This window comes from Catenulispora sp. GAS73, assembly GCF_041262085.1.
In the GTDB taxonomy this organism is placed as follows: domain Bacteria; phylum Actinomycetota; class Actinomycetes; order Streptomycetales; family Catenulisporaceae; genus Catenulispora.
On the sequence record NZ_JBGCCM010000019.1, the window covers coordinates 152,109 to 177,662 of the forward strand.

Below are 25,554 nucleotides of genomic sequence, written 5' to 3' on the forward strand. Positions count from 1 at the left end.
CACTCAGGGAGACCGCCATGCACCCCCGCACCTTCCGCTTCGCCGCCGTCGCGGCCCTGGCCCCGACCGCGAAGGCCTGGCAGGCCCTGGCCCGGCGAGCCGAGGAGCTCGGCTACGACACCCTGCTCGCCCCGGACACCATGACCACACTGGAGCCCTTCACCGCCCTCGCCGCAGCCGCCACGGACACCGAGCGCCTCCGCGTCGGCACCTTCGTCCTCCCGGCGCCGTTCTACCCGCCCTCGGAGATCGCCTGGTGCGCGCTGGCCCTGGACCTGCTCTCCGGCGGTCGCTTCGACCTGGGCCTGGGGGCCGGCCGCCCCGGGGCCGAGGACGAGGTCGTGCACCGCGAGCGGCGCTTCGGCACGCCGGCCGAGCGGGTGAAGCAGCTCTCTGACGCCCTCCACATCGTCAAGGAGGAGATGGCCGCCGCCACGGCCGGCCGCTCGCTGCTCAAGCCGGTCCAGACCCCGCACCCGCCGATCCTGGTGGCCGCCTCCGGCCCGAAGATGTTCCAGCTGGCCGCCGCCGAGGCCGACATCATCACCCTCGGCCTGAACCCGCGCGCCACCGAGGAGGCCCTCGCCGCGAAGGTCGCCGAGCTCCGGGCGATCGCCGGCTCCCGCTTCGACGACCTCGAACTCAACTACAACATCGCCGGCGTCGGCACCGATCTGCCCGCCTATCTGAGCCAGCAGATGGGCGTCGACCCCGCCGAGCTGATCCGCACCGGCGCCCCGTCGGTCCTCACCGGCACGCCGCAGGAGATGGCCGACACCCTGCGCCGCCGCCGCGACGAGCTGGGCATCTCCTCCATCGCGGTGAACGGGATGTTCCTGGAGCAGCTGGCCCCGGTGGTGGAGATCCTCTCAGGGAACTGACCAAGGACCGAGCACGTCTAGTGTCCTGAGTCAGGAGACTAGCGCCGATCGGCCGGCATCCCCGGCCCGATCTCGGCACTGATCTCCGCCGGATCGGCGACGACGTCCGCGGCTGGTGGTCCGAAGCGGGCCTGCTCCCGCAGGACGCCGCCTCTGCCGTACGCGCCGAGCGTGCCGAACGCGCCGAGCGTGCCGAACGCGCCGGGCACACCGAAGACGCCGAGCACGCGGCGCAGGCTCAGCTCACATAAGGGCTCGAACAGCCCCGTACTCGTACCAGGGCTCGGTCAGAATCCGTTCCGGCTCCTCGGCATGCCCGCGGCCGCTGACCCGGTAGTACAGCATCCGCCGCGTCTTGTCCGACTCGTAGTTCCCCCCGATGTTGTGCCCGAGCAAGTAGTGCGCGAGCAGCAGGTCGCCGGCGCGCGCGGTGACCTGTTCCGGCTCGGGCAGCTTGATGTCCGGGTACGCGCAGTACATCTCCACGCCGCGCTCCCGGAAATACTCCGCATGCGTGAGGTGCGTGCCCGGCCAGACCCACAGGTTGCCCGAGTTCTCCGTCGCCTGGTCGGTGACGAAGACCCCGGCCAGCAGCGTGAAGCTGTTCGGCTTGAAGCCTGGCGTCGGCTCGCTGATAGAGGCGTCGATATGCGGCCGTCCCGGCTGGTGCGAGAACGGCGGGATGTTCAGCGCCACCTGGACCTGCTGCGGTTCCTCCAGCAGTCCGGGTTCGGTCAGCGCCTCGGCGTAGGCGAACGCGGCATCCATAAGAGGTTCGGTCAGCGCCGGTTCGTCGACGGCGGCCGGGAAGTAGAAGTGATGCCCGACGTGACCTTCGGCCGGCGGCTTGGCCTCGATCAGCTCGTCGATCCGCCGGTTCGCCCGCTCCACGAGCTCCGGGTCCACCACGCCGGGTACGACGAGGTACCCCCGCTCGCCGAACTCTTTCAGCTGTTCCTCGCTCAACACACAAGCCAGGCTAGGCATCGGGGATGGTGAGAGGCGACCGCTTTTAGGCAGCCGGCGACCAGCCCGGACCCCGCAGCACGTAGCCGAACCGCGCCCGCCAGCTCGCCGCGCCTCGCACGTCCCGGGCGATCGCGGCGTATTCGTGCACTGCGACGCGCAGCGGATTGAACGTGCCGATGTTCTTCGTCAGGCCGTACCGCACCGGCTCGCCCTCCGGCTCGAAGGACCGGAACAGCCGGTCGAAGACGATGAACACGCCGCCGTAGTTCTTGTCCAGGTAGCCCTGGTTCGATCCGTGGTGCACGCGGTGGTGCGAGGGCGTGTTCATCACGAACTCGACCGGCCGTCACATCTTGCCGATCCGCTCGGTGTGGATCCAGAACTGGTACAGCAGGTTCATCGCCGCGGTCGCGAAGATCATGTACGACGGGAAGCCGGCCAGCGCCAGCGGCAGCAGGAACACCGTGTTGCCGACGCCGGTCCAGGTCTGCCGCAGTGCGGTCGACAGGTTGTAGTGCCGGCTGGAGTGGTGCACCACGTGCGAGGCCCACAGGATCCGGACCCGGTGGTTCGCCCGGTGCTCCCAGTAGTAGAAGAAGTCGTACGCCACGAACAGCACGAGCCAGCTGGTCAGCGAACTCCCGATGCGCCACGGCGAGATCGCATGCACCCCGGCCACGGCGGCGACCGTCACCAGTCCCCAGCCCAGATTGCAGACGATCGAGCCGATGCCCATCGTCAGCGACGTCGCGGTGTCCTTGACCGTGTAGCCCTGCTCGCCCGGGTCCGGGAAGAATCGCAGCGAGAGCAGCTCCAGCGCCATGAACAGCACGTAGAAGGGGACCGCGAGGGTCGTGAGGTCTATGCCGTCGATCACACGGCGCATGTTACTGGCGGGTAGTCCAACTGGCCAGAGTCGGCGGGCCGTCGCTGCTTACGAATCGGTACCAGCCGGACGCCGAAGCGTCCGGCCGGTACGTCTGTCGGCTCCTCAGAATGGCCAGGCCGGACCGTCACCGGTGGCGAGCAGCGCGAACATGGTGAACACCTTGTCCGAGAACCCGCCGATCTCGAACCGGTTCCGCTTGCCCGGCGGAAGCGCGCTCGGGCCATAGCCCGCGGTGTTGATCCCGAACACCGGCACCGACTCCGGGATGAACGCGTCCGCGCCCTTGTCCCGGTTGTAGTAGTACGGGAACGTCTGCATGTCGCTGACGATCACCACCCGGTCGTGCTGGTCGTAGCTGTTCGCGATCGCGTCGACCATCCGCGTGCCGTGCCCGACCTCGCCGGAGCGCTTGGCGAACGCCTCGACCCCGCGCAGCACGCTGCCGCCCTTGGCGAGCTCGTGCGTGAACACGCCGTCGGCGAAGCCCACGAGGTCCACGGCGCCGGCCCGGCCGGACCCCGCCGCGCGGTCGGCCAGCGCGACCCCGATCAGGGCCCCGATGTCCAGGTGCGTGACGGTCGAGCGCGCGGACACCCGGCCGGTCATCGACCCGGAGGTGTCGACCAGGACCAGGGTGCGCCCCGGCAGCTCCGGGATCCCCGCGATCGCGTGCCCCAGCGCCCCCTCCAGCGCGTGTCCCCACCGCAGCGACGGCGCGGCCTTGTACGCCGACAGCCACCGGTACGGCAGCATCCGCGACCGCGCGACCTGTCCGGCGTCCAGGAACCGCGAGCAGACCTTCCAGGCCACCTCGTCGGCGACCCCGGCCTCGTCGAAGTTCCGCAGGTTCCGTGCCAGCGCCATTAGGCCCATCGACGGGATGACGGACTCCCACGCGGTCCGGTCCATCGGCCCCTGCAGCCAGCCGGCCAGCGCCTCCCAGGTCATGCCGGCCTCGGCCAGCCGCTCGGTCCCGCCGTCGGCGAGCAGCACCGGCCGCCGGTCCTCGACCGGCAGCGCGAGCAGCTGCGCCCGCTTGGCCAGCTTCGGCAGCGACTCCGGCACCGGGTTCTCCCGGCCGTGGCGCCGGTCCAGCGCGTGCCGGAACAGGTCGCCCTGCCAGGGCTTGTCAGCCGCGGCGGCCGGGTGCACGAGATCGATGACGTCGCCGAAGCGGTAGCCCTTGGCGTCCGAGTCGTACTTCGCGAACGAGTACTCGGTGTACAGGCGCGTCACGGCGTCGGCCACGCCGCGCTTCACCGGCTTCGGCAGCGCGCGGCCGTAGCGGCCGGTCCAGTACGCCAGCACCTCGCCGGGCTCGTCAGCACGCTGACACGCGGCGGCGATCAGCTGCCGGCTGTACCCGGACGCGCCGGCGTCCAGCCGGGCCCGTACCGCTTCGCACGCGGCGACCACCGCGGCGCTGCGCATGTTCGCCTCGGCCCGCAGCCAGGTGACGAACCGCAGCATCCACTCCGGGTCGGCGACGGCGACCGCGTGGATCAGATCGCGATAGCGCTTGTCGCGGACGTCGGCGGCCTCGTAGAAAGTGTCCTCGCCGACCATGTTGGTGACGGCCAGCAGGAAAAGGTCCGACTTCGGGTCGCGCTTGGAGGCCTTGCCGCCCTCGAAAGTCTGGGTGACAGTGGTCGACCCCTTGTTGAACTTCGCCATCCGGACCACCCCGTTGTGTTGCGGGGAGCGGCGCGCGCTTCACAGAAAGGCTGAATGACAGGGCCGGCAGATATGCCGGCCGACCCCCCGCGAAGTCAGAGCGCCCTCCCGAGATCAAATTGGCTGCGGTCTCGGTTCTTTGGAAGAAGTATCCGCCGCCTGCGCACCGGGAGGTGCCTTCAAAGAATGCTGGAGGCGCTGTCTGGCGCGCCACCTGTTTTCCCTTTATGCCGAAGCGGATTCCGGAACGGCCGCAGTCGTCTCCGGTTCCGTCACGACCGTCTTTGTCTTCCTGGGCTTCGCGAATCCGCCGAACACCAGCAGCGCGCCGATCCCCGTGGCCGCCGCGGACCACACCATCCCGGTGTGCATCGCGTGCACGAAGGCGAGGTCCGCCTGGTGCACGAGCCCGGGAATCCCGTTGTGCCGGGCCACGTTCCGCGCCATCTCGGCCGATGTCTCAGCCTGCTGCTTCAAGGGCGCGGGCAGCCCAGCGACCGAACCGCCGATCGCGTGCCGGTAGCCGATCGACAGGATCGTGCCGCCCAACGCGATGCCCAGCACGCTGCCGGTCTGCCGCATCGTCGCGTTCACCGCGCTGCCCGCGCCGGCCTGGGTCAGCGGCAGCGAGCCGAGGATCGCGCCGGTCAGCGGGGCGATCGTCATGCCGATCGCGGTGGCCTGGACGATGGCGATCGCGATGTAGCCGGGGATCGGCATCGTCAGGCCGACGCGGGAGAACACCGCCAGCGTGATCGTGGAGACCACCAGCGCGGTGCCGGCCACCCGGCGCACCGAGGTGCGGCGCGCCAGCCGGGCCGCGAGCGGACCGCCGATCACGACGCCGAGCGCGCCGGGGATGCCGATCAGGCTGGCGCGCAGGGCCGAGTAGCCGCGTGCGCCCTGGAGGTAGAACGCGAAGTAGAAGCCGCTCGCGCTCAGCGCCAGGAACAGCAGCGTCAGCGTGACGTTTCCGGCGGCGAACTGGCGCAGCCGGAACAGCCGGGGGTCGAAGCTCGGGTACTTGCGGCGCAGCTCCACGTACACGAACACCGCGGTGACGATCAGGCCGGCCACGACGGTGCTCCACACCTGCGGCTCGGTGACCGTGCCGTCCTGGCCGGCGCGGATCAGGCCGTAGGAGAGCAGGCCCAGGCCGGCCGTGGACAGCACCAGGCCGGGGAAGTCGAGCCCGCGCTTCTGCGGCGGCTGGAAGTTCGGCACCGTGCGGGCGATCGCGACCAGGCCGACCAGCACCACTGGCACGTTGATCAGGAACACCGACCCCCACCAGAAGTTCGCCAGCATCAGTCCGGCCAGCACCGGGCCGGCGGCGATGCCGACCCCGGCGAAGCTGCTGAGCACGCCGAAGGCCTGCGGGCGCTGCGCGGGCGGATAGGTGAAGCTGATCACCGCCAGCGTCGCCGGGATCAGCAGCGCGGCGCCGAGGCCCATGACGGCGCGGGCCGCGATGAGTTCGCCGGTGCTGTGCGAATAGGCGGCGAAGACCGAGGCCAGGCCGAACAGCGCCATCCCGGTCAGCAGGGTGTTGCGATGGCCGAAGCGGTCGCCGAGGGCGCCGCCGGTGAAGGTGACGGTGGCCAGTACCAGCGTGTAGGAGCCGGTGGCCCACTGGAGCTGGTCGGGCGTGGCGCCCAGGCCCTTCACCGGATCGGCCAGGGTCTCGTAGGCGGTGGACAGGACGGTGCCGTCGATCCAGATCAGGAGCTGCGCGAAGATCAGGACGGTCAGGATCAGACGCTGCCGTCGGCCGGACGGCGGGCTGCTTGTGGACATGGCTGGACGACCCCCCAGGATCGCGGAATGAGCAGGTTCGGAACGCCCCACGGCGGCTCGCAGGCCGCCGGGGACGCGCGGTATGATCGACAGGTACCTGTCGGATATCAGCCTGGCAAACTCGTCAGGTACCTGTCAATTGTTCCCGTGCTGTCTTCTGCGACCGTGAGAGGCGAGGTGTCCCGGAATGCCCCAGTCCGACAAGTTCGGTGACGACGGCGTCGTCAGCTTCGCCGTCCGCCACGTCTGGCTCGGCATGCGTGCCGCGATCGAGGACGAGCTGACCGAGTTCGGCCTGACCGTCCCGCAGTTCGCGACCCTGATCATGCTCGACGGGTCCCCGGGCCTGAGCATCGCCGAGGTGGCCCGGCTGTGCGGCAGCACCCGGCAGTCCGCGAACGAGATGGTCGCCGGCCTGGAAGCCCGGGGCCTGGTCGAGCGCTCCCCGCACCCGACGGACCGGCGTGCGCACCAGCTGCACGCGACCGAGGCGGGCCTGGAGATGTTCGCCAAGGCGCGGCCGGCCGTGCGGCGCCGCGAGGAGGAACTGGAAGCCGGGCTCAGCACCGAGGTGCGGCAGGCCGCGCGGGAGTGGATGGCGGCGCTGGCGGCGTCGTGCGACGTGGCGGACAAGAAGTAAAACCCTGTTGCGCGCTGCCGAAGCGGACGGCTACCTTGCGTACGCCGTGACCGAAGCGAAGGAGGTGAGACCCATGAAGGCGGTATCGACGTGGGTGCTCCCCGTGCTGTCACGGGCAGGCGACTGACACAGCGGTCGTCGGGAGCACCGGATTTCAGTGCTCCCGAAAGGTGACTGCCATGTCTTCCTCACTTCTTTTCACCAGTGATCTCTGCGCGGACGGCGTCCGCGAACGCGACTTCACCGTGGGCGACGTCCCCGGTGTCCTGTGGTCGCCGGACTCCCGTCCCGACCGCGCGCCCCTGGTCCTGATCGGCCACGGCGGCGGAATCGACAAGAAGGCGCCGGCCAGTGCGGGGCGTGCGCGCCGCCTGGTGCTCGGCTGCGGGTTCCACGTCGCCGCGATCGACGCGCCCGGCCACGGCGACCGGCCGCGGACCGAGCACGACGAGCGCGAGCTCGACGCGATGTTCGCGGCGCGCGACGCCGGCGAGCCGGAGGGCCCGATCATCGTGCGCTACAACGCTTATCTGGCCGAGCAGGCCGTGCCGGAATGGCGGATGACCCTTGACGCGCTCCAGGAACTGCCCGAGATCGGTGCCGAAGGACCGGTCGGCTACTGGGGAATCAACATGGGCACGGCGACCGGCGTCCCGCTAGTCGCCTCCGAACCCCGGATCACGGCCGCCGTGTTCGGCCAGCACTGGCCCGACTTTTTGGTCGAGCCGGCGCGGCGGATCACGATCCCGATCGAGTTCGACCTGCAGTGGGACGACGAGCACATCCCGCGCTCGGCCGGCCTGGCGCTGTTCGACGCCTTCGCCTCGACGGAGAAGACGTTGCACGCCAACGCGGGGCGGCACAAGGAGTTGCCGCGGTTCGAGGCGGACAGCGCCGTCCGGTTCTTCGCTCGGCACCTGGTTGGTGAGTCCGCGTCCGGGTCAGCACCGTCAGCGTCAGAGCCCGCGGCCCCGGCGGTGGTCGCCGCGTGACCGGAGCGACGTCGGCGTCGACGTCGGCGTCCGGCCACCCGGCCGGGCGCCGGTGCCGCACCGCTCAGCCGGCGGCGTGGTTCCCCAGCGACTCCTTGGTCACCGATCCCATCGAGACCGCGCTGACCCGGCCCTGCTGGTCGAACTGCACCGACGCGGTCGCCCCGCCGGGCAGCTCGGCGCTGATCGTGTCGCCCTCCTGCCGCCACGGGATGCCGAAGTGGTGGAAGTAGCCGGCGACCACCTCGTACGCCGAGCGGTTGAAGAACTGCGCCCCCTGCATCAGCAGTCGGGGCAGCGCTATCGGATCGGGCACGGCCACCGGCACCTGCGGGTCGTCCGGCACCATGTACAGCCGCCCGGTCTCGTTGGCCTGCACGCCGATGTAGCCGTCGGCGCGGAGCACCCCCATCGCCCCGAACGCCAGCATCTCCGCGGCGTACCGGGGGTCTTCGAAGCCCGACAGGTCCACCAGCTCCTCGGCGAACTCCGGAACGCCGTGCTCCTGTCCGAACGCCCGCAGCGCCTCGGCGGCGGCCACCACCGGCAGTTTGCCGAACCCGGGGTTGGCCCAGCCCCACAGCCAGGAGCCCTCCGAGGTGTCGAAGCTGCCGAGCACGCTGATCCGCAGCTCCCGCCCGGACTGCCGGTACCGGCGCTCGTCCAGGTTCACCGTCCACGGCCCGATCGGCAGGAACTCGTTGAACTCCTCGATCTGGCGCATGCCCCAGGCCGCGTGGGGCTCCGCCATACGGAGGAAGGCATCGCTGAACGCAGAAGTCACGTGTCGACAGTAGCGGGGCGCGGTGGATTCTGTCGGGGCGATGGTCCAAGCTGCGGGGTTAGTGGCAGGTGGCGGCCTTGATCTGAATTCTCAGGCGCCCCCGCGCGCTCTTGACGCGAGGCGTTCGGCGAGCGCCAGGACAAGATCGCGGAGCTCGGTCGGACGCTCGATCTCGAAGGGGAGGTCGAGCGCCGCCAACGTCGGCGGGAGCCAGTCGAGGCGTTCGGCGCGGACGGCGAGGCGGTGCCATCCCGGGCGGCCCTCCTCGGCGAGCGGCTGGAGGGTCGCGACGCTGGCCGGGAACCGCGTCCGGATCTGCTCGACGCTGCCCTGAACTCGAACCGCGACCTCGTGGCGGTACTCCGCCGTGGCGAATCCTTCGACGAGGCTGCGCACCGGATCATCGGCGGGCGGTTCGAAGGTGCCGGGCAGCGTCCGGACGGCGTCGATCCGGTCCAGGCGAAAGGTGCGCTCCTCGCCGATCGCCGGATCCAGGGCCCTGACATACCAGCGCTTCTCGTGGCTCACGATGGCATAAGGACGCACGGTCCGGTCTGTGCGCTCGCCGTAGGCGATCGCGATCGGCCGCCGATTGGCGACGGCATCAGCGATCGTGAGCAGCACGGTGGCATCCGGAGCATCGCTCTGATCGGGTTCCTCGCCGGTGAACGCGATGCTTTCGAGCACGCTGTCCAGCCGGTCGGCCAGCCGCGCGGGCAGCACCCGCCGGATCTTGGCAGCCGCCGTCTCGCCGGCCGGTCCCAGCGTCGCCGTCAGTCCGCTGCGTCGCCCCGAGAGCAGGCCCAGCAGCACCGCCAGCGCCTCGTCGTCGCCCAACATCAGCGGCGGCAGCCGTGCGCCGCGAGCGAGCCGATAGCCGCCGTAACGGCCTCGTACCGACTCGACGGGAATGTCCAGATCCAGCAGGTGGTCCACGTAGCGGCGCACGGTCCGTATGTCGACGCCGAGCCGGTCCGCGAGTTCGGCCGCCGGACGCACGCCGCCGGACTGCAACAGCTCCAGCAGCGTCAGCACGCGCCCGACCGGTCGGTTCACGCTTCCCAAACTAGCGCGGATACCGGACCGATTCTGTCCGGTATCGGCCGTACGGTGCGAGTGCAACGACTCGCAAGGAGAAGATCATGAACTTCGCATCGACCCGCGTCATCACCGCCGACATCACGACCCTGGTCGCCTTCTACGAGAAGGCCACCACTCTCGCCGCCACCTGGTTCACCCCCGACTTCGTCGAGCTCGCCGGTCCTGCTGGCGCGACTCTCGCCATCGGCAGCACCAACACCGTCCCGCTGTTCGCCGCCGGCAGCGCCACGCCGGCCGCCAACCGCAGCGTGATCCTCGAATTCCTGGTGGACGACGTCGACGCCCGCTGGCAGGAACTCGCCACCTGGATCCCCGAGTCCGACGTCGTCGGCGAGCCGAAGACCATGCCCTGGGGCAACCGCTCCCTGCTGGTCCGCGACCCCGACGGCAACCTGGTGAACTTCTTCACGCCGGTGACGCCCGAGGCGCGTGCCAAGTTCGGATTGTGACGCCCGGCTGTTTCGGGTTCTCCGGCCGCGCCGCTTCTTTCCGGTTCTTTCGCCTCACGCGGACGGCTGCGGCCGGAGTCCGTCCATCAGCACGTCGAGCAATCGCTGCGCCTGCGCGGCATTCCCGCGTTCGGCGGACACGGCGAGGATGCCGAGCACGGCGGCGCTGATGTCCTCGGGGCTGGTGTCGGCCCGGATCTCGCCGGCCGCGACCCCGGCGTCGAGGATGGCGGCGACGGCCGACAACAGCTCGCCGCGGGTGTGCGCCAGGGAGATCTCCCCGGAGTCGACCATGGCGAGCAGGGTGTCAGTCATCCCGCGCTTGGTGGCCAGCCAGTCGGCGAACAGGTCCATCCACAGGCGCAGCGCGCGCGCCGGCGGGTGCGCGCCGAGCAGGTCGTGCGCGCCGGCGGTCAGCCGCACCACCTGATCCCGGTAGACCGCGTCGACCAGAGCCTCCCTGGTCGGGAAGTGGCGGTAGACCGTGGCGACCCCGACGCCGGCCTGGCGGGCGATCTCGCGCATGGACGGCTCGGCCTCCGCCGTGGCGAACGCGCGCGTGGCGGCGGCGAGCACGCTCTCGCGGTTGCGCAGCGCGTCGGAGCGCAGCTGCTGCTGAGCGGGGGAGGTCGGGGCGGTGTCCATGGCTAAACGGATCGCGTTCCATTTTTGGCGGTCATCGGGTTAGTATAGGCCGGAGCCGAAACGGAGCATGTTCCGTTTCGCTTCTCTGCTGTTTCTCTGCCGCTGCTTCAGCGCCCGATCTGGAGATCCCATGGCTGACCACACCACCCCGGCGCCCGACACCATGCGCACGGTGCGCTTCCACGAGTACGGCGAGCCCTCCGACGTGCTGAGCCTGGACACCGCCCCGATTCCCGAGCCGGGCCCGGGCCGCATCCGAGTGGCCGTGCACGCCTGCGGCCTGGCCCCCGCCGACTGGGCTCTGTGCCGCGGCCTGTTCGCCGGCGAACTGCCCCGCGGCGTCGGCTGCGACGTCGCGGGAACCGTCGAAGCGGTCGGCGCCGGCGTCACGGACGTCGCGGTCGGCGACCTCGTGTTCGGTACCGCCGACTACGCCGGGCAGCCCAGCGCCGGCGCGGCGGACCACGCGGTGATGGACCACTGGTTCGCCGTCCCCGAGGGTCTGGACCCGATCCAGGCGGCCGCGCTCCCGATGGCGCTGAGCACCGCGTACTGGCACCTGGCCCGGCTCGGCCTGACGCCGGGCGCCACGCTGCTGGTCAACGGCGCCGGGACCACGATCGGCTACGCGGCGGTGCAGATCGCGCTCATCCGCGGCCTTCGCGTCATAGCCACCGCCGGCGAGACGTACGCCGCCCGACTGACGGACCTCGGCGCCACGGTCACGCCCTACGGCGACGGCCTCGTCGAGCGGGTCAAAGCCCTGATAGACACGCCGGTGGACATCGTCTTCGACACCGCGCCCGCGAACGGGGTGCTTCCCGATCTCGTCCGTATCGCCGGCGGCGATCCCCGGCGCGTCCTGACCTGCTCCGACCTGGCCGGCGCGGCAGAAGCCGGAGTGCGCGACAGCTTCCATGAGGACCCTGCGACGTTCGCCGACGAAGAGCGCTACGGCCACTTCCCCGAGTTCGCGAAGCTGGCCGCCGACGGGGCGTTCAGCGTCCCGATCGCCGGCACCTTCCCGCTCGGACAGTGGCGCACGGCGCTGGAGATCAGCCAGTCCGGACGCGCTCGCGGCAAGCTGCTGTTGGTGCCCGCCTCAACGTGAGGAGCCGGCTCCGTGACGACGACGGCGTAGGGTCTCACGCCGTGGGTTCGTTCGTACTGGTCGCCGAGGACGATGCGAAGCAGGCTGAGCTGGTTCGCCGCTACCTGACGCGCGAGGACCACGCGGTCCTCGTGGTCGCCGACGGCCGCGCGGCAATCGACCAGGTGCGCAGCAGGCGCCCCGATCTGCTGATCCTCGACGTGATGATGCCCGAGCTCGACGGCCTCGACGTGCTGCGCGTCCTGCGGCGCGACTACGACGTGCCGATCCTCGTGGTGACGGCCCGGTCGGCGGCCGAGGACAAGCTGGCCGGCTTCGACCTCGGCGCCGACGACTACCTCACCAAGCCCTACGACCCGCGCGAGCTGATGGCCCGCGTGCGCTCGCTGCTGCGGCGCGCGCAGGCCTCCAGCAACTCGGTCGGCACGGTCGGCTCGGCCGGCTCAGTCGTCCTTCCGTTGCGCGTCGGGCCGCTGACGCTCGACCAGGTCCGCCACGAAGTCCGGCTCGGCGGCGCCAGAATCGAGTGCACGCCGGCGGAATTCCGCCTCCTCGAAACCCTGATGTCCAGCCCCGGCCGGGTCTTCAGCCGGCGCCAGCTCCTCGACCGGGCGCACGAGCCCGACAGCTTCGTCACCGAGCGGACCGCCGACGCGCACGTGAAGAACCTGCGTCGCAAGATCGAGGCCGATCCGCGCAATCCCGTGTTCCTGCAAACGGTCTACGGCGTCGGCTACCGCATGACTGACGTGACCGACGTGACTGACATGACCGACGCGACCGCCGCCGACTCCGCCGATGCCTAAGTACGGCCTGCGAACCAGGCTCCTGGCCGGCACGATCCTGGTCGCGGCCGGTGCGGTCGCCGCGACGGCCTGGCTCTCGGTCCAGGGCGCGACCACCTCCATCGCGCAGCAGGAGAACACCGTCCGCCAGGCGTATCCCCTGGTCTACGAAGCGGTGGTCGACTACGCGGCCACGCACACGAACTGGTCCACCGTCGGCCCGGTCCTCGCCGGCGTGTCGCAGGAACTGGGAGTCCGCATCGTCGTCACCCCGGACGGCGGCCGGCCGATCGAGAGCTCGCCCGCCTCGGCGTCCGACTCGCCCGGCGCGGAGCCGTTGGTCGCGATCGATCCGCTGACCGTCGACAACCAGCTCGCCTCGACCCAGTTCCCGGACGGCATCGATCCCAAAGTCACCAGCCCCTTCCTGCTCACCACGCAGGAGCACTCCGATCTGGAGGCGCTCGTCGAGAAGGGAGCGGGCTGCCTGCGCTACAACGGCCTGGACGACGGCGTCGCCGAAGTCCCCAGCGGCCGCCCTTACCTGCGTGTCCCGCTGGCCGGCGCCCCCGAGTCCTGCCGCGCCATCCTGGGCGAGGGCGGCGGCTACGTCGGGTTCGAGGACTCCCCCTCGATCAGGCCCACCGCGACCGAGCAAGCGGCGCTCGACCAGCTCGGCGCGTCGATGAAGAGCTGTGTCACCGCCGCCCGGATGAAGCTGGCCTTGACCGGCGCGGGCGAGGTCACTGTCATCGCGCCTCCGGCCGCTGAAGCCCAGGACCGCACCTGCCTGCTCAACGCCCGACGCCTCCAACTGCGGCCGTACGTCGCACCCGCCGCGTTCATGGAAGCCATGCCCCTCGGCAAGGCCAACGGCCAGGCGACCGTCGGCCTGTCGTCGGCCGACAGCTGGCGCATCGCCGGGGTCGCCACCCTCGTCGCCCTGCTCACGGTCGGCGTCGCCATGCTGTTGGCGAACCGCGTGATCCGGCCGGTCCGCGCACTCACCGAGGCGACGCGCCGCATGCGCGCCGGCGACGGCACGGCCCGCGCCACGACCAGCGCCCGCTGGGAGATCGGCGAACTGACCGCGGCCTTCAACGAGATGGCCGAGCACGTCGCCCGCACCGACCGGCAGCGCAAGGCGCTGGTCAACGACATCTCCCACGAGCTGCGCACGCCGCTGAGCACGATCAAGGGCTGGCTGATCGCGGCCGACGACGGCGTGGCCGAGCTCGACACCGACCTGGTCTCGTCGCTTCTGGAAGAGACCCTGCTGCTCCAGCATCTGGTCGACGACCTACGGGACCTCGCCCTCGCCGACGCCGGGCAGCTGCGGCTGGAGCCGGTGGAGCTCGACCTCGGCGGACTGCTCCGGCACATCGCCGCGGCGGGCGGCGGACGCGCGATCGTCGAGGTGCCGCCGGACCTGCTGGTCGTGGCGGACCCGATGCGGCTGCGGCAGGCCGTCGGGAACCTCGTGGCCAACGCCGAGCGGCATACTCCACCCGAAGGGCGGATCACGATCCGCGCTGAGCAGGCCGGCGAAGCTGTCCGCATAGAGGTGATCGACACAGGGCCCGGAATCGCCGCAGAGGATCTGTCCTCTGTCTTCGACCGCTTCTGGCGCGCGGACAAGTCGCGCAACCGCCGCACCGGCGGGAGCGGATTGGGATTGGCCATCGTGCGCCAACTTGTTGAGGCACATGGGGGTGAAGTCAGTGTGAGCAGCACGCCGGGGACCGGGGCGACGTTCACCATCCGGTTGCCGTCGGCGAAGGAACCCGCATAGCGTTCGCACAAGTTCTTCGCATTTGCTCGGCAGGCTCGTGCGTTGTGAAAACCCATACCTGGTCTTCCCCTCCTGTCGCCGGCGGCGTGGTGGCCGCATGCGCGCTGGCTCTTGCCGCGTGCTCGTCCACTGCGGGCAGGCAGCCTCAGGCCCAAGTTCCGTCGCTGCCGGCGGTTGTCGCCACCTCCAGCTCGGCGAGCGCGAGTGCGAACGCGAGCCCTTCGGCGGGGACGATGAGCTCTGCCACCGCCGCACGGCCGCGTATCACCCTCGACATGACCAACACGCAGATCAGCGAGCTCTACGTGCGTTACAACCAGTGCATGGCGGCGAACGGCTACAGCAAACGGACAAACGTTCAGGACCAGGCCGCCAGGGTGAAGGCGGAGAACGCCTGCGTCTCCGAGGACCCGCTGCCGCCGTGGCAGCTCGACGCCAGCAACCCCAAGGCTGCCGAGTTCGTGCACGCGCTCGTGCAGTGCCTGCGCGACAAGGGCGTCCAGTACGTCTCGGCAGACTCCCCGCAAGGCGGCCAGTACACAGTGTCCTTTGGCGGGCCCAACAACGACTCCCAGTCGATCAACCTGGGCTTGCAGGACATGCCGGGCTGCGAGAAGCAGGTCGCCGCTCAAGGGCTCGGCAGCTGAGGTGCGTAAGTGGTTCCTCGCCGTGCTCGTCGCCGTGGTCGTGTCCGCGGTCGCCGTCACAGCGGTCTACATGTTGCGCTTCCATCCCGCGGCTCCGCCTGAAGCCAAGCCTGCCGCGCCGCAGACGACCACCATCACCCGCACCGACCTGAGCACGAGCGTCACCCTCCAGGGCACCCTCGGGTATGGCACCGCCACGCCCTACACCGGCCGCAAGAGCGGCACAGTCACCTGGCTGCCTGCCGTCGGCGCGGTCGTGGGCCAGGGCCAGACGCTGTACGGCGTCGACGCACAGCCGGTGGTCCTCTTTCTCGGCGCCACGCCGCTCTACCGCGCGATCAATGCACAGGCCACGCCTGGGCCGGACATCGCCGAGGTCAACGCGAATCTGCGCTCTCTCGGGTATGGAGTTGCGCCGGGCGGCGACGCGTACACCTCGGGCACCGAGGTCGCGCTCAAGAAGTGGCAGCAGCGCAAGGGGCTCACGGCGAACGGTACGTTGGCGATCGGCGACCTCGCCGTGCTGCCGGCGCCGGTCCGTGTCAGCTCGCTCGACGCCCAACTCGGGGCGTCGGCCACGGCGGATCTGCTGAGTCTGAGCTCGACGACGAAGCATGTCACGGCTGCCGCCGATCCGCGGCAGATCGATACCAGCGTCCTGACCCGCGGGCTGAAGGTCTCGCTCTCGCTGCCCGACAGCAAGCAGACCACGGGCACTGTTTCGGCGCTGAGCTCGCCCGGCGCGGCGGCTGCGGCTGGTTCCAATGCTTCCGGGGGCAGCGGCGGCGGCAGCGGTGGTGGCGCGTCCGGACCGTCGATGACTGTCGACATCGCCGACCAGTCGGTGTTGTCCGGGATGGACTCCGGCTCGGTCGGGGTCACCGTGACCACGGGCTCTGTGAAGAATGTGCTGGCTGTGCCGGTCGAGGCATTGGTCGCGGTCCAGGGCGGCGGCTACGCGGTGCAGGTGGTCGCCGGGACCGGCCAGACGAGCATGCTCGTCGGGGTGCAGACCGGCCTGTTCGCGAACGGGCTCGTGCAGATCTCCGGGCAGGGGATCGCCGAGGGGCTGAAGGTCGTGACGGTCTCGTGAGCGCGGTGCTGAGACTGGATCACGCCACCAAGGACTATGCCGGCGGCGTGCGGGCCCTGGACGACGCCTGCCTCACCATCGAGCCCGGCGAACTGCTCGCGATCGTCGGGCCCTCCGGCTCCGGCAAGTCCACGCTGCTGAACCTGATGGGCACCCTGGACCGGCCCTCCAGCGGGACCGTGTCCGTCCGGGATCAGGACGTGGCGACGCTGAACGACCGGGAGCTGTCCGCCCTACGCGCCAGAGAGATCGGATTCGTGTTCCAGCAGTTCCAGCTCATCGAAGGACTCAGCGCCGCCCAGAACGTCGCGACCGGCCTGCTCTACGCCGGCGTACCCCGCCGATCGCGCACCGCCCTCGCCGAAACCGCCCTGGACAAGGTCGGCCTCGCGCACCGCCGCGACCACAAGCCGCACCAACTGTCCGGCGGCGAGAAACAGCGCGTCGCCATCGCCCGCGCCCTGGTCAACGACCCGGCCCTGGTCCTCGCCGACGAGCCGACCGGCGCCCTGGACACCGCCAACGGCCGCGCGATCCTCCAGCTGCTCCACACGCTCAACCAAGCGGGCACCACGATCGCGCTGATCACCCACGACCGCCAGATCGCCGCCGCCCTACCCCGCCGAGTGGAGATCCTGGACGGCCGCATCACGGCGGACGAGGCGCTCGGCACGCCGGTCGCCGCGGAGCTGGGGGTGAGCACGTGACGCGCTTCGATGGAGAGGGCTCCGACACCGCTCGCGGTGCTTTGTCCGAACGCGATGCCGCCTCCGGGCTTGGCGCCCGCGATGTCGACGACTCTGCTGTTGCCGGGCGTGCCGCCGCCTCCGAGCGTGGCGCCAGCGGTGCCGACCGCTCTGCTGCTGCCGAGCGCGCCGCCGCCTTCGGGCTTGCTGCCCGAGGTCCCGGCCACTCTGCTGTTGCCGAGCGCGCCGCCGCCTCTGGGCTTGCTGCCCGCGGTGCCGACGACTCTGCTGCTGCCGAGCGTGCCGCCGCCTCTGGGCTTGCTGCCCGCGGTGCCGACCGCTCTGCTGCTGCCGAGCGTGCCGCCGCCTCCGGGCCTGCCGCCCGCGATGCCGACCACTCTGCTGTTGCCCAGCGCGCCGCCGCCTCCGCGCGTGCCCGCCGCTCCACCAGAGCCCTGCGCTCCCCCCACCCCTCCCGCCGCACCGTCCGCCTCAACCCCGCCGACATCCTCCTTCTGGGACTCCTCGGCCCCCGCACCCGCAAGCTGCGGGCCGTCCTGTCCTCCCTCGGCATCTCGATCGGCATCGCCACCGTGATCATGGTCGTCGGCATCCCGGCGTCCTCGCAGCGCGCCCTCACCGACCAGCTCTCCGCGCTCGGCACGAACCTGCTCAGCGCCCAGGCCGTCCTCGACCAGGACACCCAGACCCTGCCGCCGGTGCTGAAGTCGGCCGGGGCGATGGTCGCCAGGATTCCGCCGGTCGAGAAGGTCAGCGAGGTCGCCAACACCGGGGCCGAGGTGCGGCGCTCGCAGGCCATCCCGGCCAAGGACGGCTCCGGCGTCACCGTCCTGGCCGCCGAGGGCTACGACCTCCCCGCGGTGATCGGCGCCCATCTCGCCGCCGGGCAGTACCTCACCGCGTCGGACGAGGCGTTCCCGACCGTCGTCCTCGGCTCCGTGGCCGCCACCTGGCTGGGCATCACCACGCTCCCGCCGGGCCAGCCCGCCCCGCAGATCTGGATCGGCTCCCAGGCCTTCACCGTGATCGGCATCCTCACGGCCAGCCCCCTGGCGCCCGAGGTGCAGCAGTCCGTCCTCGTCGGCTGGGACGCGGCGCGCCACTACCTGAGCTTCGACGAGCACCCGACGCAGCTCTACGCCCGAGTCCGGGAATCCCAGATCTACGCGGTGCAATCCGTGCTCGCCGCGACGGTCTACCCGCAGAACCCGGGCCAGATCGTGGTCAGCCAGCCCTCCGCCGCCCTCGCGGCCAAGCAGCTGACCGAGACCGCGCTGTCGGGGCTGTTCCTCGGCCTGGCCGGCGTGGCGCTGCTGGTGGGCGCGGTCGGCGTGGCCAACACAATGATCGTGTCAGTGCTCGAACGCCGAAGGGAGATCGGCCTGCGCCGAGCCCTCGGCGCCACCCGCCGCCAGATCCGCGGCCAGTTCCTCACCGAATCCGTGCTGCTGTGCCTGCTCGGCGGCCTGGCCGGCGCGGCGGTGGGCGTCCTCGGAACCGCCGGCTACGCGATGTCCCGCAACTGGCCCGCGGTGATCCCCGTCGGCTCCGTACTCGGCGGCGTCGGCGCGGCGCTGGTGGTCGGCGTGCTCGCCGGGGTCCATCCGGCGGTGCGCGCCTCGCGGCTGCCGCCGACCGAGGCCCTGGCGACGGTGTGACGCGACGGCCCCGAAACTCCACCTCGGGGCCGTCGCTCAAGGCTTCGAAGCACCATCGCGGTACCCTGATTTGCATTCCGCACGGCACCCGTGCTCTGCCGAAGGCGAATGGCGGCATCTGTTGCCGGAGACGGAGGCCTGATGCCAGACGGGCAGCTGTACGACACGATCGGCGCGGCCTACACGGCGACGCGCCGCACCGACGCACGGATCGCCGCGCAGATCTGGGCGGCGCTCGGCGATGCCCGGACTGTACTGAACGTCGGGGCCGGCACCGGATCCTACGAGCCCTCCGACCGCGACGTCACCGCGGTGGAACCCTCGGCGATCATGCGGGCCCAGCGTCCGCCCGGCGCGGCGCCATGCGTGGCCGCCAGCGCCGAGAGCCTCCCGTTCGAGGACCAGTCCTTCGACGCCGCCATGGCCCTCGCCACCATCGACCACTGGCAGGACCCCATCGCCGGCCTCCGCGAGCTGCGCCGCGTCGCACACCGCGTGGTGGTGTTCACCCACGACGCCAGCGACCCCGACCGCTTCTGGCTGACCCGCGACTACCTGCCCGAACACGCCGCCCTCTGGACCGGCCGCCCTCCCCTGACCGACCTGGCCGCCGCGATCGCCGCCCGCCCCGAACCAGTCCCCATCCCCTGGGACTGCACCGACGGCTTCTACGAGGCCTACTGGCGCCGCCCCGAGGCCTACCTCGACGACCAGGTCCGCGCTGGCATGTCGGTCTGGTCCCGCGTCGGCCCCGCCGCCGAACAGCGCGCAGTGCACACCCTGCGCGCGGACCTGGCGTCAGGCCGATGGGCCGAACGCAACCGGGACTTGGTCGGTCTCGACGAAGCGGTCTTTGGCAGCTGCCTGCTTATCGCCTGATGGTGGTTGCACACCCGAGCCCGGTGCCCGTCTCGCTGGAACCCTAGCTCTGCGCCATATCCACAAACCGCGAGTAATGACCCTGGAAAGCCACCGTGATGTTCGCCGTCGGCCCGTTACGGTGCTTGGCCACGATCAGGTCCGCCTCACCGGCACGCGGCGACTCGCGCTCGTAGGCGTCCTCGCGGTGCAGCAGGATGATGACGTCCGCGTCCTGCTCCAGGGAGCCGGACTCGCGCAGGTCGCTCATCATCGGGCGCTTGTCGGTGCGCTGTTCGGGGCCTCGGTTCAGCTGGCTGATGGCGATGACCGGGACTTCGAGTTCCTTGGCCAGGAGCTTCAGGGACCGGGAGATCTCCGAGACCTCCTGCTGGCGGTTGTCGGGCCGCTTGGAGTTGCTGCTGCTGTGCTGCATCAGCTGCATGTAGTCGATGATCACCAGCTGCAGGTCGTGGCGCTGCTTCAGCCGCCGCGCCTTGGCCCGGATCTCCATCATGGACATGTTCGGCGAGTCGTCGATGAACAGCGGTGCCTCGGACACCGGGCCCATGCGGCGGGCCAGGCGGGCCCAGTCCTCGTCGGTCATCGTGCCGCTGCGCATGTGGTGCAGGGCGACGCGGGCCTCGGCGGAGAGCAGGCGCATGATGATCTCGTTGCGGCCCATTTCGAGGGAGAAGATGACGCAGCTCAGGCCGTTCTTGATGGAGCAGCTGCGGGCGAGGTCCAGTCCCAGCGTCGACTTCCCGATGGCCGGACGCGCCGCGATGATGACCATCTGGCCCGGGTGCAGCCCGTTGGTGAGGGCGTCGAGGTCGTGGAAGCCGGTGGGGACGCCGGTCATCTGCCCCGAGCGGTTGGAGATGGACTCGATCTCGTCGAGCGCGCCCTCCATGGCGTCGGCCAGGGGGACGAAGTCCTCGCTGGTGCGGGCGTCGGTGACGTTGTACATCTCCTGCTGGGCGGCGTCGACGATCTGCTCCACGTCGCTGCCGTCGGTGCTGTAGCCCATCTGGACGATGCGGGTGCCCGCCTCGACCAGGCGGCGCAGGACCGCGCGTTCCTTGACGATCTCGGCGTAGTAGCCGGCGTTGGCGGCGGTGGGGACCGAGTTGATCAGGGTGTGCAGATAGGGCGCGCCGCCGATGCGGTTGATGTCGCCCTTCTTGGTGAGCAGGGCCGCGACGGTGACCGGGTCGGCCGGCTCGCCTCGGCCGTAGAGTTCGAGGATGGCGCCGAAGACCGCCTCGTGGGCCGGCTTGTAGAAGTCGACGGCCTTGATGACCTCGATGACCTCGGCGATGGCGTCCTTGGACAGCAGCATGCCGCCCAGCACCGACTGCTCCGCCGGGATGTCCTGCGGCGGGGTCCGTTCGAAGCCGCCCTGGTAGGCCTCGTCGGCGGTGTACGGGAGGTCGTCGATGCTCATGTCCCGCCTCCCTTGCCCGCGTTGCCACTCCCGCGAAACCCTCGTCTCTCTTTGTACGGGACGGGTCCGACAGGCTCGTAGCCTCCACGGTACGGAACCGGACCCCGCCGGTCGAGGCGGCCGTCCACACCCCCTGTGGATAACCTGTGGATAAGCGGGGGAAAGCTGTGGAGACACGCCGATGTACCTGGGGACAGAGTGTGGAAGGTCCCTGTGAATAATGCGACCAACGACTGATCGTGAAGCCCTGACGTGCACGGGAGCGTCGCTGATTCGTCCACCGGCTGTGGAGAAAAATTTTCCTGGAAGAATCTTGCTGGACCCCCGGAGCTTTGCTAGACGCAGCGCTCTCCGGGACCGCCCGGGGACAGTGCGGGACCGCCTGGGGACAGCGGGAAAACCTGGGGACAACCCCGCTAAGCGGCGACCCCCGCTAAGCGGCGACCCCCGCTAAGCCGTCGCCTTCCCCGTCATCCGATCCAACAGGTTCCGCGTCGCCCGCTGGATCCGCTGGTCCACGAACCCGGGTGTGGACAACCCGTGGTTCCAGTGGAACGTCCCGGCGTCGAACACCCACGCCCCCGACGGGTACTGACACAGCACCGTCTGCTGCGTGTCCGTGACCGGCTTGTTCCCGTCCCCCGCCGCCGTGAACGGCGACTGCGCCAGGATCGTCGGCGTCGGCCCGCCCTTCACGTGCGGGAACACCTTGTCCGCCTCCCCGGCCACCAGGTGCGGGATCTGCTGCCCCTCCGTCAGCCCGGTCCCGGCCCAGAACCAGTGCGTCGTCGTCGACACCACCAGCGGCCGCGGCTTGGGGTCGGTGATGATCGCCGTGTACATCGACCCCAGCACCTGCTGTTCGGGCGCGCCCAGGTCGCGCCACAGCACGGTCCGCGCCACCCCGGCGTTCGCCGCCGGATCCGGGTGCCGCTTGTAGCAGGTCACCTGCCGGTGCTCCGAACCGGCCTCGGAGGCGTCCAGCCGGATGTTCCAGTAGAGGTTGTTCGCCGCCATGAAGGCGGCACTGACACCCCTAGTAAACGCGGTCTGCAGAACGCTGCGCATCTGCGGCGACCAGTACTCGTCGTGGCCTGAGAAGACCAGCGCCTTGTACTTCGTCGGGTCGATCCGCCCGGCGTGCAGGTCGATGCTCGACGCGTACGTGATCGTATACGGCTGTGCCTCGACCCACTGCGCGAACGCCTGGTCGAGCTCGAACAGCCGGGGCAGCCCGTCCTGGTGGTACGGCCGGTCGAAGGAGACCCGGGTCGAGCAGATGTCGGCGCCGCCCTCCTTGCCGTTGGGCAGGTAGGCGTTGTACAGGCTGGACCCGAGCTCTTTGTCCACCGGGTACATGTTGTAGGCCTGATACGTGGTGAACGGCAGCACCACCAGCAGCTCCGCCGCCTTGCCGTCCTCGCGCACCACGAACGGCACGCAGCTGCGGTACTTGTCCTCGCTCTCCAGCGTCGCGACGTACAGACCGCCCCGCCACGCGGCGGGCACGTTCAGCGTGTACGAGGACTGCCACGGCGCCACGACCGTCCGGGTCGGCTCGACGACCTTCGGTGCCGGCTGTGACTTCCCGGTGATCCGGGGGCTGGTGAAGACCAGCTCCGAGCCCTTGCCGGCGGCGGTGCGCCCGAGCCGGTAGAACTTGATGACGAAGCTCTTCGCCGGGCGCACGCTGACGTGGAAGTCGATCGACTCCCCGAGGTTCACGCTGGTCGACGACGCGAAGCCCTTGATCCGCTGGTCGCGGTCGTCCACCGCCTGGTAGCCGTCCGCGTCCGGCCGCCAGGCGCCGTCGTCGGACAGCGCCAGCGCCAGGGTGGGCACGGTCTCGCCGGTCTGGGCGTCCGAGCCGCCCTCCAGCCCCTCGCTGACATCGCCGCCGCCGCGGTGGTGGCCGCGGTCCTTGCCGCCGTATCCGGCGGGCGTGCCGGCGTCGCTGTTTCCGCCGTGGTTCTCCAGCATGTACGCGCCACCGGCCACGGCGGCCAGGCCCAGGCTGCCGAGGATCAGCAGCGACTGGCGACGGGAAGGGGCATGCATGAGCGAAGTCAACCAGGTGCCCGGCGCACTGGGCAAACACAATGCAAAAGGGACTGCTCCACCGCATTTGATCTGCGGTGGAGCAGTCCCTTTAAGCAGTTCCGTTGAGCCTTCTACAAGCCTTCTGGATTACCTCCGGAAAGGCTTTGGAGAGGGTTCTCAGGCGGCGACGACGGTGATCTCCACCTTCGCCTGCACCTCCGGGTGCAGCCGGACCGAGACGGTGTGGGAGCCGACGGTCTTGATCGGGTTCCCGATCTCGATCCGCCGCTTGTCCACGTCCGGGCCGCCGGCCCGCTTGACCGCGTCGGCCACGTCGGCGACGGTCACGCCGCCGAACAGCCGGCCGGACTCGCCGGCCCGGGTCGCCAGGCGGACCCGCAGGCCCTCCAGCTCGCCCTTGAGCTCGGTGGCGTGGGCCAGGTCGCGGACCGTGCGGACCTTGCGGGCCTTGCGGATCAGCTCGATCTGCTTCTCGCCGCCGCGGGTCCACGCGATCGCGTAGCCGCGCGGGACGAGGTAGTTGCGGGCGTAGCCGCCCTTGACCTCGACGACGTCGCCGGGCTCGCCGAGACCGCCGACCTCGTGGGTGAGGATGAGCTTCGTGCTGGCCATGTTTCCTCCCCCTTCCTAGCGGGTGGTGCTGGTGTAGGGCAGCAGCGCCATCTCACGGCTGTTCTTCACGGCCACGGCGACGTCGCGCTGGTGCTGGGTGCAGTTGCCGGTCACGCGGCGAGCACGGATCTTCCCGCGGTCCGAAATGAACTTCCGGAGCAGCGTGGTGTCCTTGTAGTCGACGTATGCGACCTTGTCCTTGCAGAATCCGCAAACCTTCTTCTTCGGCTTGCGGAGAGGTGCCTTAGGCATGGGATCTCTCCTGGTTACTTCTTCACTACGAGTTCAAGGGTCCGTTTGAGGGACCGGACGCCGGGTGCTTGTGGAAAGCGGGCGTCCTTGGAAAGCAGGCGTTTTAGAACGGGGGCTCGTCGTTGCCCCAGCCGCCGTCGCCGCCGCCGGATGCCCAGGGGTCGTTGCCGCCGCCGGAGTTTCCGCCACCGCCGCCGGAGTTACCGCCGCCGCCACCGGAGTTGCCACCCCAGCCACCGCCACCGCCGGAGTTGCCACCGGAGTTTCCACCCCAGCCGCCTCCGCCTCCGCCACCGGAGTTGCCGCCGCCACCGCCGGAGTTTCCACCCCAGCCGCCGCCACCGCCTCCTCCGCCGCCACCCTGGCCGCCGGGCCGGTTGGCCTTGGTGACCTTCGCCGTCGCGTACTTCAGCGACGGGCCGATCTCCTCGACGTCGAGTTCGACGACGGTGCGCTTCTCGCCTTCCTTGGTCTCGTAAGACCGCTGGCGCAGCCGCCCGGAGACGATCACCCGCATTCCGCGGGTCAGCGACTCGGCGACGTTCTCCGCGGCCTGACGCCAGATCGAGCAGCGGAGGAACAGCGCGTCGCCGTCCTTCCACTCGTTGGTCTGCTTGTCCAGGGTGCGCGGCGTGGACGCGACGGTGAAGTTCGCGACCGCGGCACCGGAGGGGGTGAAGCGGAGCTCGGGGTCGTCGGTCAGGTTGCCGACGACGGTGATGACGGTCTCGCCTGCCATGTCAGGTCCTCAAACGTGAGAGCGGGTGTCTTACCGCTGGTCGGGACGGATGACCTTGGTGCGGACGACGGTCTCGGACAGGTTCGCCTGACGGTCGAACTCCTTGACGGCGTCCGGCGTGGCCTGCACGTCGACGACGGCGTAGATGCCCTCGCTGACCTTCTTGCCGCTCTTGGTCTTGATCTCGTAGGCGAGCCGACGGCGGCCCCAGATGTCGTTCTTCTCGATGCTGCCGCCCAGATCGCGGATGACCTTGAGGAATCCCTCAAGGGCCGGGGCGATCGAACGCTCGTCGAGGTCCGGGTCCAGGATGACCATGACTTCGTACTGACGCATGTGCGTAACCCACCTCCTTTGGACTATGCGGCCACGGTCTCTCCGTGGCAGGAGGGTTTTGCGCGTCTCCCCTGGCCGGCACCGTCACAACTCGCCTGCGGCGACGCTACTCCGGCGCTCTGACACTCGGGGAACGGTCAAGGTTACCCCGGCGAGCCGCCCGGATTGAAATCCGTGTCGGTTCACCCGATCCTGGGTATTGGTCCGATTACGTTTGTGATCCGCTGTGCGCACGTGAGTGAGGTGACAGGGCATGACGCAGACGACCCCCGGTACGGGTGACTACGGCCCCGAGGTGGCCGGCCGGCCCGGATCGACCGCCGCGGACTACGCGGAGGACCCCCGCGAGCGCCCCGGCTTCCACATCGGCAGCCACACGCACGAGCTCGCCCTGACGGTGGCCGCCCTGGCCCTGGCCGTGGTCGGCGCCGCGATGATCGGCTGGACCGGCGGACACGTCCTGGGCGGCTGGATCGCGCTGGCCGGCATCGTGGTCGGCCTCTACGCGCAGCTGACGTCGGACACCACCTATGAGCGGATGGTGAACGTCTGCGCGATCGGGCTCGCCGCGGTGGCCTTCGCCTTCCACATCCATCACGGCGGTCTCTGGTAGTCACTGCCATCACTGCCGTCCC

Annotated in this window: 26 protein-coding genes and 2 pseudogenes; 13 read left to right on the top strand and 15 right to left on the bottom strand. The window is 70.2% G+C overall.

Going from position 1 to position 25,554, the window contains the following annotated elements; all coding sequences use genetic code 11:
- Positions 1 to 17: 17 nt before the first annotated feature.
- Positions 18 to 881 (top strand): TIGR03621 family F420-dependent LLM class oxidoreductase, encoded by an 864-nt coding sequence (locus ABH935_RS27705; protein WP_370380862.1) that lies wholly within the window; start codon positions 18 to 20, stop codon positions 879 to 881.
- A 38-nt stretch (positions 882 to 919) separates the two neighbouring features.
- Here ABH935_RS27705 and ABH935_RS27710 read toward each other — a convergent pair whose 3' ends face one another.
- From ABH935_RS27710 to ABH935_RS27730, 5 genes and pseudogenes are all read right to left on the bottom strand, one after another.
- Positions 920 to 1,108, bottom strand: coding sequence for a hypothetical protein (locus ABH935_RS27710; RefSeq protein WP_370380863.1), 189 nt, complete (start codon positions 1,106 to 1,108; stop codon positions 920 to 922).
- A 16-nt stretch (positions 1,109 to 1,124) separates the two neighbouring features.
- A complete protein-coding gene (locus ABH935_RS27715) occupies positions 1,125 to 1,850 on the bottom strand; it encodes a phytanoyl-CoA dioxygenase family protein (RefSeq protein ID WP_370380864.1) in 726 nt (241 codons plus the stop codon).
- A 43-nt stretch (positions 1,851 to 1,893) separates the two neighbouring features.
- A pseudogene (locus tag ABH935_RS27720) lies at positions 1,894 to 2,736 on the bottom strand (sterol desaturase family protein).
- Positions 2,737 to 2,841: 105 nt separating this feature from the next.
- Positions 2,842 to 4,413 carry a TROVE domain-containing protein gene (locus ABH935_RS27725; RefSeq protein ID WP_370380865.1) on the bottom strand — a complete coding sequence of 524 codons (1,572 nt, stop codon included), beginning with the start codon at positions 4,411 to 4,413 and terminating at the stop codon, positions 2,842 to 2,844.
- Positions 4,414 to 4,638: 225 nt separating this feature from the next.
- On the bottom strand, positions 4,639 to 6,210 hold the full coding sequence (locus ABH935_RS27730; protein WP_370380866.1) for an MFS transporter: 1,572 nt from the start codon (positions 6,208 to 6,210) through the stop codon (positions 4,639 to 4,641).
- 187 nt (positions 6,211 to 6,397) lie between these two features.
- Here ABH935_RS27730 and ABH935_RS27735 point away from each other — a divergent pair, with 187 nt between their 5' ends.
- Positions 6,398 to 6,850, top strand: a complete 453-nt coding sequence (locus ABH935_RS27735; RefSeq protein ID WP_370380867.1) for a MarR family winged helix-turn-helix transcriptional regulator — start codon at positions 6,398 to 6,400, stop codon at positions 6,848 to 6,850.
- Positions 6,851 to 7,029: 179 nt separating this feature from the next.
- Positions 7,030 to 7,842: an alpha/beta hydrolase gene (locus ABH935_RS27740; protein WP_370380868.1), complete on the top strand. Its 813-nt coding sequence runs from the start codon at positions 7,030 to 7,032 to the stop codon at positions 7,840 to 7,842.
- Between the two features lie 64 nt (positions 7,843 to 7,906).
- On the opposite strand, the gene ABH935_RS27745 is transcribed toward ABH935_RS27740, so the two are convergent.
- Together ABH935_RS27745 and ABH935_RS27750 are read right to left on the bottom strand one after the other, a co-directional pair.
- Positions 7,907 to 8,626 (bottom strand): DUF6882 domain-containing protein, encoded by a 720-nt coding sequence (locus tag ABH935_RS27745; RefSeq protein ID WP_370380869.1) that lies wholly within the window; start codon positions 8,624 to 8,626, stop codon positions 7,907 to 7,909.
- Positions 8,627 to 8,716: 90 nt separating this feature from the next.
- Positions 8,717 to 9,682 (bottom strand): helix-turn-helix transcriptional regulator, encoded by a 966-nt coding sequence (locus ABH935_RS27750; RefSeq protein ID WP_370380870.1) that lies wholly within the window; start codon positions 9,680 to 9,682, stop codon positions 8,717 to 8,719.
- An 86-nt stretch (positions 9,683 to 9,768) separates the two neighbouring features.
- On the opposite strand from ABH935_RS27750, the gene ABH935_RS27755 reads away from it, so the two are divergent.
- Entirely contained in the window at positions 9,769 to 10,176 is a 408-nt protein-coding gene (locus tag ABH935_RS27755) for a VOC family protein (protein ID WP_370380871.1), read from the top strand.
- A 54-nt stretch (positions 10,177 to 10,230) separates the two neighbouring features.
- Here the strand turns inward: ABH935_RS27755 and ABH935_RS27760 are convergent, their stop codons facing one another.
- Positions 10,231 to 10,821 carry a TetR/AcrR family transcriptional regulator gene (locus ABH935_RS27760; RefSeq protein ID WP_370380872.1) on the bottom strand — a complete coding sequence of 197 codons (591 nt, stop codon included), beginning with the start codon at positions 10,819 to 10,821 and terminating at the stop codon, positions 10,231 to 10,233.
- A 163-nt stretch (positions 10,822 to 10,984) separates the two neighbouring features.
- On the opposite strand from ABH935_RS27760, the gene ABH935_RS27765 reads away from it, so the two are divergent.
- The 3 genes from ABH935_RS27765 to ABH935_RS27775 are packed head-to-tail and all read left to right on the top strand — an operon-like array spanning position 10,985 to position 14,509.
- A complete protein-coding gene (locus tag ABH935_RS27765) occupies positions 10,985 to 11,932 on the top strand; it encodes an NADP-dependent oxidoreductase (protein WP_370380938.1) in 948 nt (315 codons plus the stop codon).
- A gap of 41 nt (positions 11,933 to 11,973) precedes the next feature.
- A complete protein-coding gene (locus ABH935_RS27770) occupies positions 11,974 to 12,738 on the top strand; it encodes a response regulator transcription factor (protein WP_370380873.1) in 765 nt (254 codons plus the stop codon).
- Positions 12,731 to 14,509, top strand: a complete 1,779-nt coding sequence (locus tag ABH935_RS27775; protein WP_370380874.1) for a sensor histidine kinase — start codon at positions 12,731 to 12,733, stop codon at positions 14,507 to 14,509. The genes ABH935_RS27770 and ABH935_RS27775 overlap by 8 nt, the downstream gene beginning before the upstream one ends.
- A 145-nt stretch (positions 14,510 to 14,654) precedes the next feature.
- Here ABH935_RS27775 and ABH935_RS27780 read toward each other — a convergent pair whose 3' ends face one another.
- The gene (locus ABH935_RS27780; protein WP_370380875.1) at positions 14,655 to 14,786 is read right to left on the bottom strand and encodes a hypothetical protein; all 132 of its coding nucleotides are present in this window, start codon (positions 14,784 to 14,786) and stop codon (positions 14,655 to 14,657) included.
- Here ABH935_RS27780 and ABH935_RS27785 point away from each other — a divergent pair.
- The 5 genes and pseudogenes from ABH935_RS27785 to ABH935_RS27805 all read left to right on the top strand — a co-directional run.
- Positions 14,785 to 15,156, top strand: coding sequence for a hypothetical protein (locus tag ABH935_RS27785; RefSeq protein ID WP_370380876.1), 372 nt, complete (start codon positions 14,785 to 14,787; stop codon positions 15,154 to 15,156). The genes ABH935_RS27780 and ABH935_RS27785 overlap by 2 nt on opposite strands.
- Before the next feature lies 1 nt (position 15,157).
- Positions 15,158 to 16,249, top strand: coding sequence for a peptidoglycan-binding protein (locus tag ABH935_RS27790; RefSeq protein ID WP_370380877.1), 1,092 nt, complete (start codon positions 15,158 to 15,160; stop codon positions 16,247 to 16,249).
- Positions 16,246 to 16,956 carry an ABC transporter ATP-binding protein gene (locus ABH935_RS27795; RefSeq protein ID WP_370380878.1) on the top strand — a complete coding sequence of 237 codons (711 nt, stop codon included), beginning with the start codon at positions 16,246 to 16,248 and terminating at the stop codon, positions 16,954 to 16,956. The genes ABH935_RS27790 and ABH935_RS27795 overlap by 4 nt, the downstream gene beginning before the upstream one ends.
- Before the next feature lie 434 nt (positions 16,957 to 17,390).
- Positions 17,391 to 18,614, top strand: coding sequence for an ABC transporter permease (locus ABH935_RS27800; RefSeq protein ID WP_370380939.1), 1,224 nt, complete (start codon positions 17,391 to 17,393; stop codon positions 18,612 to 18,614).
- Between the two features lie 153 nt (positions 18,615 to 18,767).
- Positions 18,768 to 19,493 (top strand): annotated as a pseudogene (locus ABH935_RS27805) (class I SAM-dependent methyltransferase); the annotation flags it as partial.
- A gap of 43 nt (positions 19,494 to 19,536) precedes the next feature.
- Here the strand turns inward: ABH935_RS27805 and dnaB are convergent.
- The 6 genes from dnaB to rpsF form a co-directional block, all read right to left on the bottom strand.
- Positions 19,537 to 20,919: a replicative DNA helicase gene (dnaB, locus tag ABH935_RS27810; RefSeq protein WP_370380879.1), complete on the bottom strand. Its 1,383-nt coding sequence runs from the start codon at positions 20,917 to 20,919 to the stop codon at positions 19,537 to 19,539.
- A gap of 450 nt (positions 20,920 to 21,369) precedes the next feature.
- The gene (locus ABH935_RS27815) at positions 21,370 to 22,977 is read right to left on the bottom strand and encodes a N,N-dimethylformamidase beta subunit family domain-containing protein (protein WP_370380880.1); all 1,608 of its coding nucleotides are present in this window, start codon (positions 22,975 to 22,977) and stop codon (positions 21,370 to 21,372) included.
- 159 nt (positions 22,978 to 23,136) lie between these two features.
- Positions 23,137 to 23,592, bottom strand: coding sequence for a 50S ribosomal protein L9 (gene rplI / locus ABH935_RS27820; RefSeq protein WP_370380881.1), 456 nt, complete (start codon positions 23,590 to 23,592; stop codon positions 23,137 to 23,139).
- Between the two features lie 15 nt (positions 23,593 to 23,607).
- Complete coding sequence (rpsR, locus tag ABH935_RS27825) at positions 23,608 to 23,844, bottom strand: 30S ribosomal protein S18 (protein WP_012784583.1); 237 nt, start codon at positions 23,842 to 23,844, stop codon at positions 23,608 to 23,610.
- A gap of 103 nt (positions 23,845 to 23,947) precedes the next feature.
- Positions 23,948 to 24,583 (bottom strand): single-stranded DNA-binding protein, encoded by a 636-nt coding sequence (locus tag ABH935_RS27830; RefSeq protein WP_370380882.1) that lies wholly within the window; start codon positions 24,581 to 24,583, stop codon positions 23,948 to 23,950.
- 30 nt (positions 24,584 to 24,613) lie between these two features.
- Positions 24,614 to 24,919, bottom strand: coding sequence for a 30S ribosomal protein S6 (gene rpsF / locus ABH935_RS27835; protein WP_012784585.1), 306 nt, complete (start codon positions 24,917 to 24,919; stop codon positions 24,614 to 24,616).
- A gap of 253 nt (positions 24,920 to 25,172) precedes the next feature.
- Here rpsF and ABH935_RS27840 point away from each other — a divergent pair, with 253 nt between their 5' ends.
- Positions 25,173 to 25,532, top strand: a complete 360-nt coding sequence (locus tag ABH935_RS27840; RefSeq protein ID WP_370380883.1) for a hypothetical protein — start codon at positions 25,173 to 25,175, stop codon at positions 25,530 to 25,532.
- Positions 25,533 to 25,554: the final 22 nt, after the last annotated feature.

Excerpts from the sequence above, each read along its gene's own strand:
- ABH935_RS27705 (WP_370380862.1), top strand. The coding sequence starts at position 18 with ATGCACCCCCGCACCTTCCGCTTCGCCGCCGTCGCGGCCCTGGCCCCG.
- ABH935_RS27725 (WP_370380865.1), bottom strand. The coding sequence starts at position 4,413 with ATGGCGAAGTTCAACAAGGGGTCGACCACTGTCACCCAGACTTTCGAG.
- ABH935_RS27730 (WP_370380866.1), bottom strand. The coding sequence starts at position 6,210 with ATGTCCACAAGCAGCCCGCCGTCCGGCCGACGGCAGCGTCTGATCCTG.
- ABH935_RS27735 (WP_370380867.1), top strand. The coding sequence starts at position 6,398 with ATGCCCCAGTCCGACAAGTTCGGTGACGACGGCGTCGTCAGCTTCGCC.
- ABH935_RS27740 (WP_370380868.1), top strand. The coding sequence starts at position 7,030 with ATGTCTTCCTCACTTCTTTTCACCAGTGATCTCTGCGCGGACGGCGTC.
- ABH935_RS27755 (WP_370380871.1), top strand. The coding sequence starts at position 9,769 with ATGAACTTCGCATCGACCCGCGTCATCACCGCCGACATCACGACCCTG.
- ABH935_RS27760 (WP_370380872.1), bottom strand. The coding sequence starts at position 10,821 with ATGGACACCGCCCCGACCTCCCCCGCTCAGCAGCAGCTGCGCTCCGAC.
- ABH935_RS27765 (WP_370380938.1), top strand. The coding sequence starts at position 10,985 with ATGCGCACGGTGCGCTTCCACGAGTACGGCGAGCCCTCCGACGTGCTG.
- ABH935_RS27775 (WP_370380874.1), top strand. The coding sequence starts at position 12,731 with ATGCCTAAGTACGGCCTGCGAACCAGGCTCCTGGCCGGCACGATCCTG.
- ABH935_RS27785 (WP_370380876.1), top strand. The coding sequence starts at position 14,785 with ATGACCAACACGCAGATCAGCGAGCTCTACGTGCGTTACAACCAGTGC.
- ABH935_RS27780 (WP_370380875.1), bottom strand. The coding sequence starts at position 14,786 with ATGTCGAGGGTGATACGCGGCCGTGCGGCGGTGGCAGAGCTCATCGTC.
- dnaB (WP_370380879.1), bottom strand. The coding sequence starts at position 20,919 with ATGAGCATCGACGACCTCCCGTACACCGCCGACGAGGCCTACCAGGGC.
- ABH935_RS27815 (WP_370380880.1), bottom strand. The coding sequence starts at position 22,977 with ATGCATGCCCCTTCCCGTCGCCAGTCGCTGCTGATCCTCGGCAGCCTG.
- rplI (WP_370380881.1), bottom strand. The coding sequence starts at position 23,592 with ATGGCCAGCACGAAGCTCATCCTCACCCACGAGGTCGGCGGTCTCGGC.
- rpsR (WP_012784583.1), bottom strand. The coding sequence starts at position 23,844 with ATGCCTAAGGCACCTCTCCGCAAGCCGAAGAAGAAGGTTTGCGGATTC.
- ABH935_RS27830 (WP_370380882.1), bottom strand. The coding sequence starts at position 24,583 with ATGGCAGGCGAGACCGTCATCACCGTCGTCGGCAACCTGACCGACGAC.
- rpsF (WP_012784585.1), bottom strand. The coding sequence starts at position 24,919 with ATGCGTCAGTACGAAGTCATGGTCATCCTGGACCCGGACCTCGACGAG.
- ABH935_RS27840 (WP_370380883.1), top strand. The coding sequence starts at position 25,173 with ATGACGCAGACGACCCCCGGTACGGGTGACTACGGCCCCGAGGTGGCC.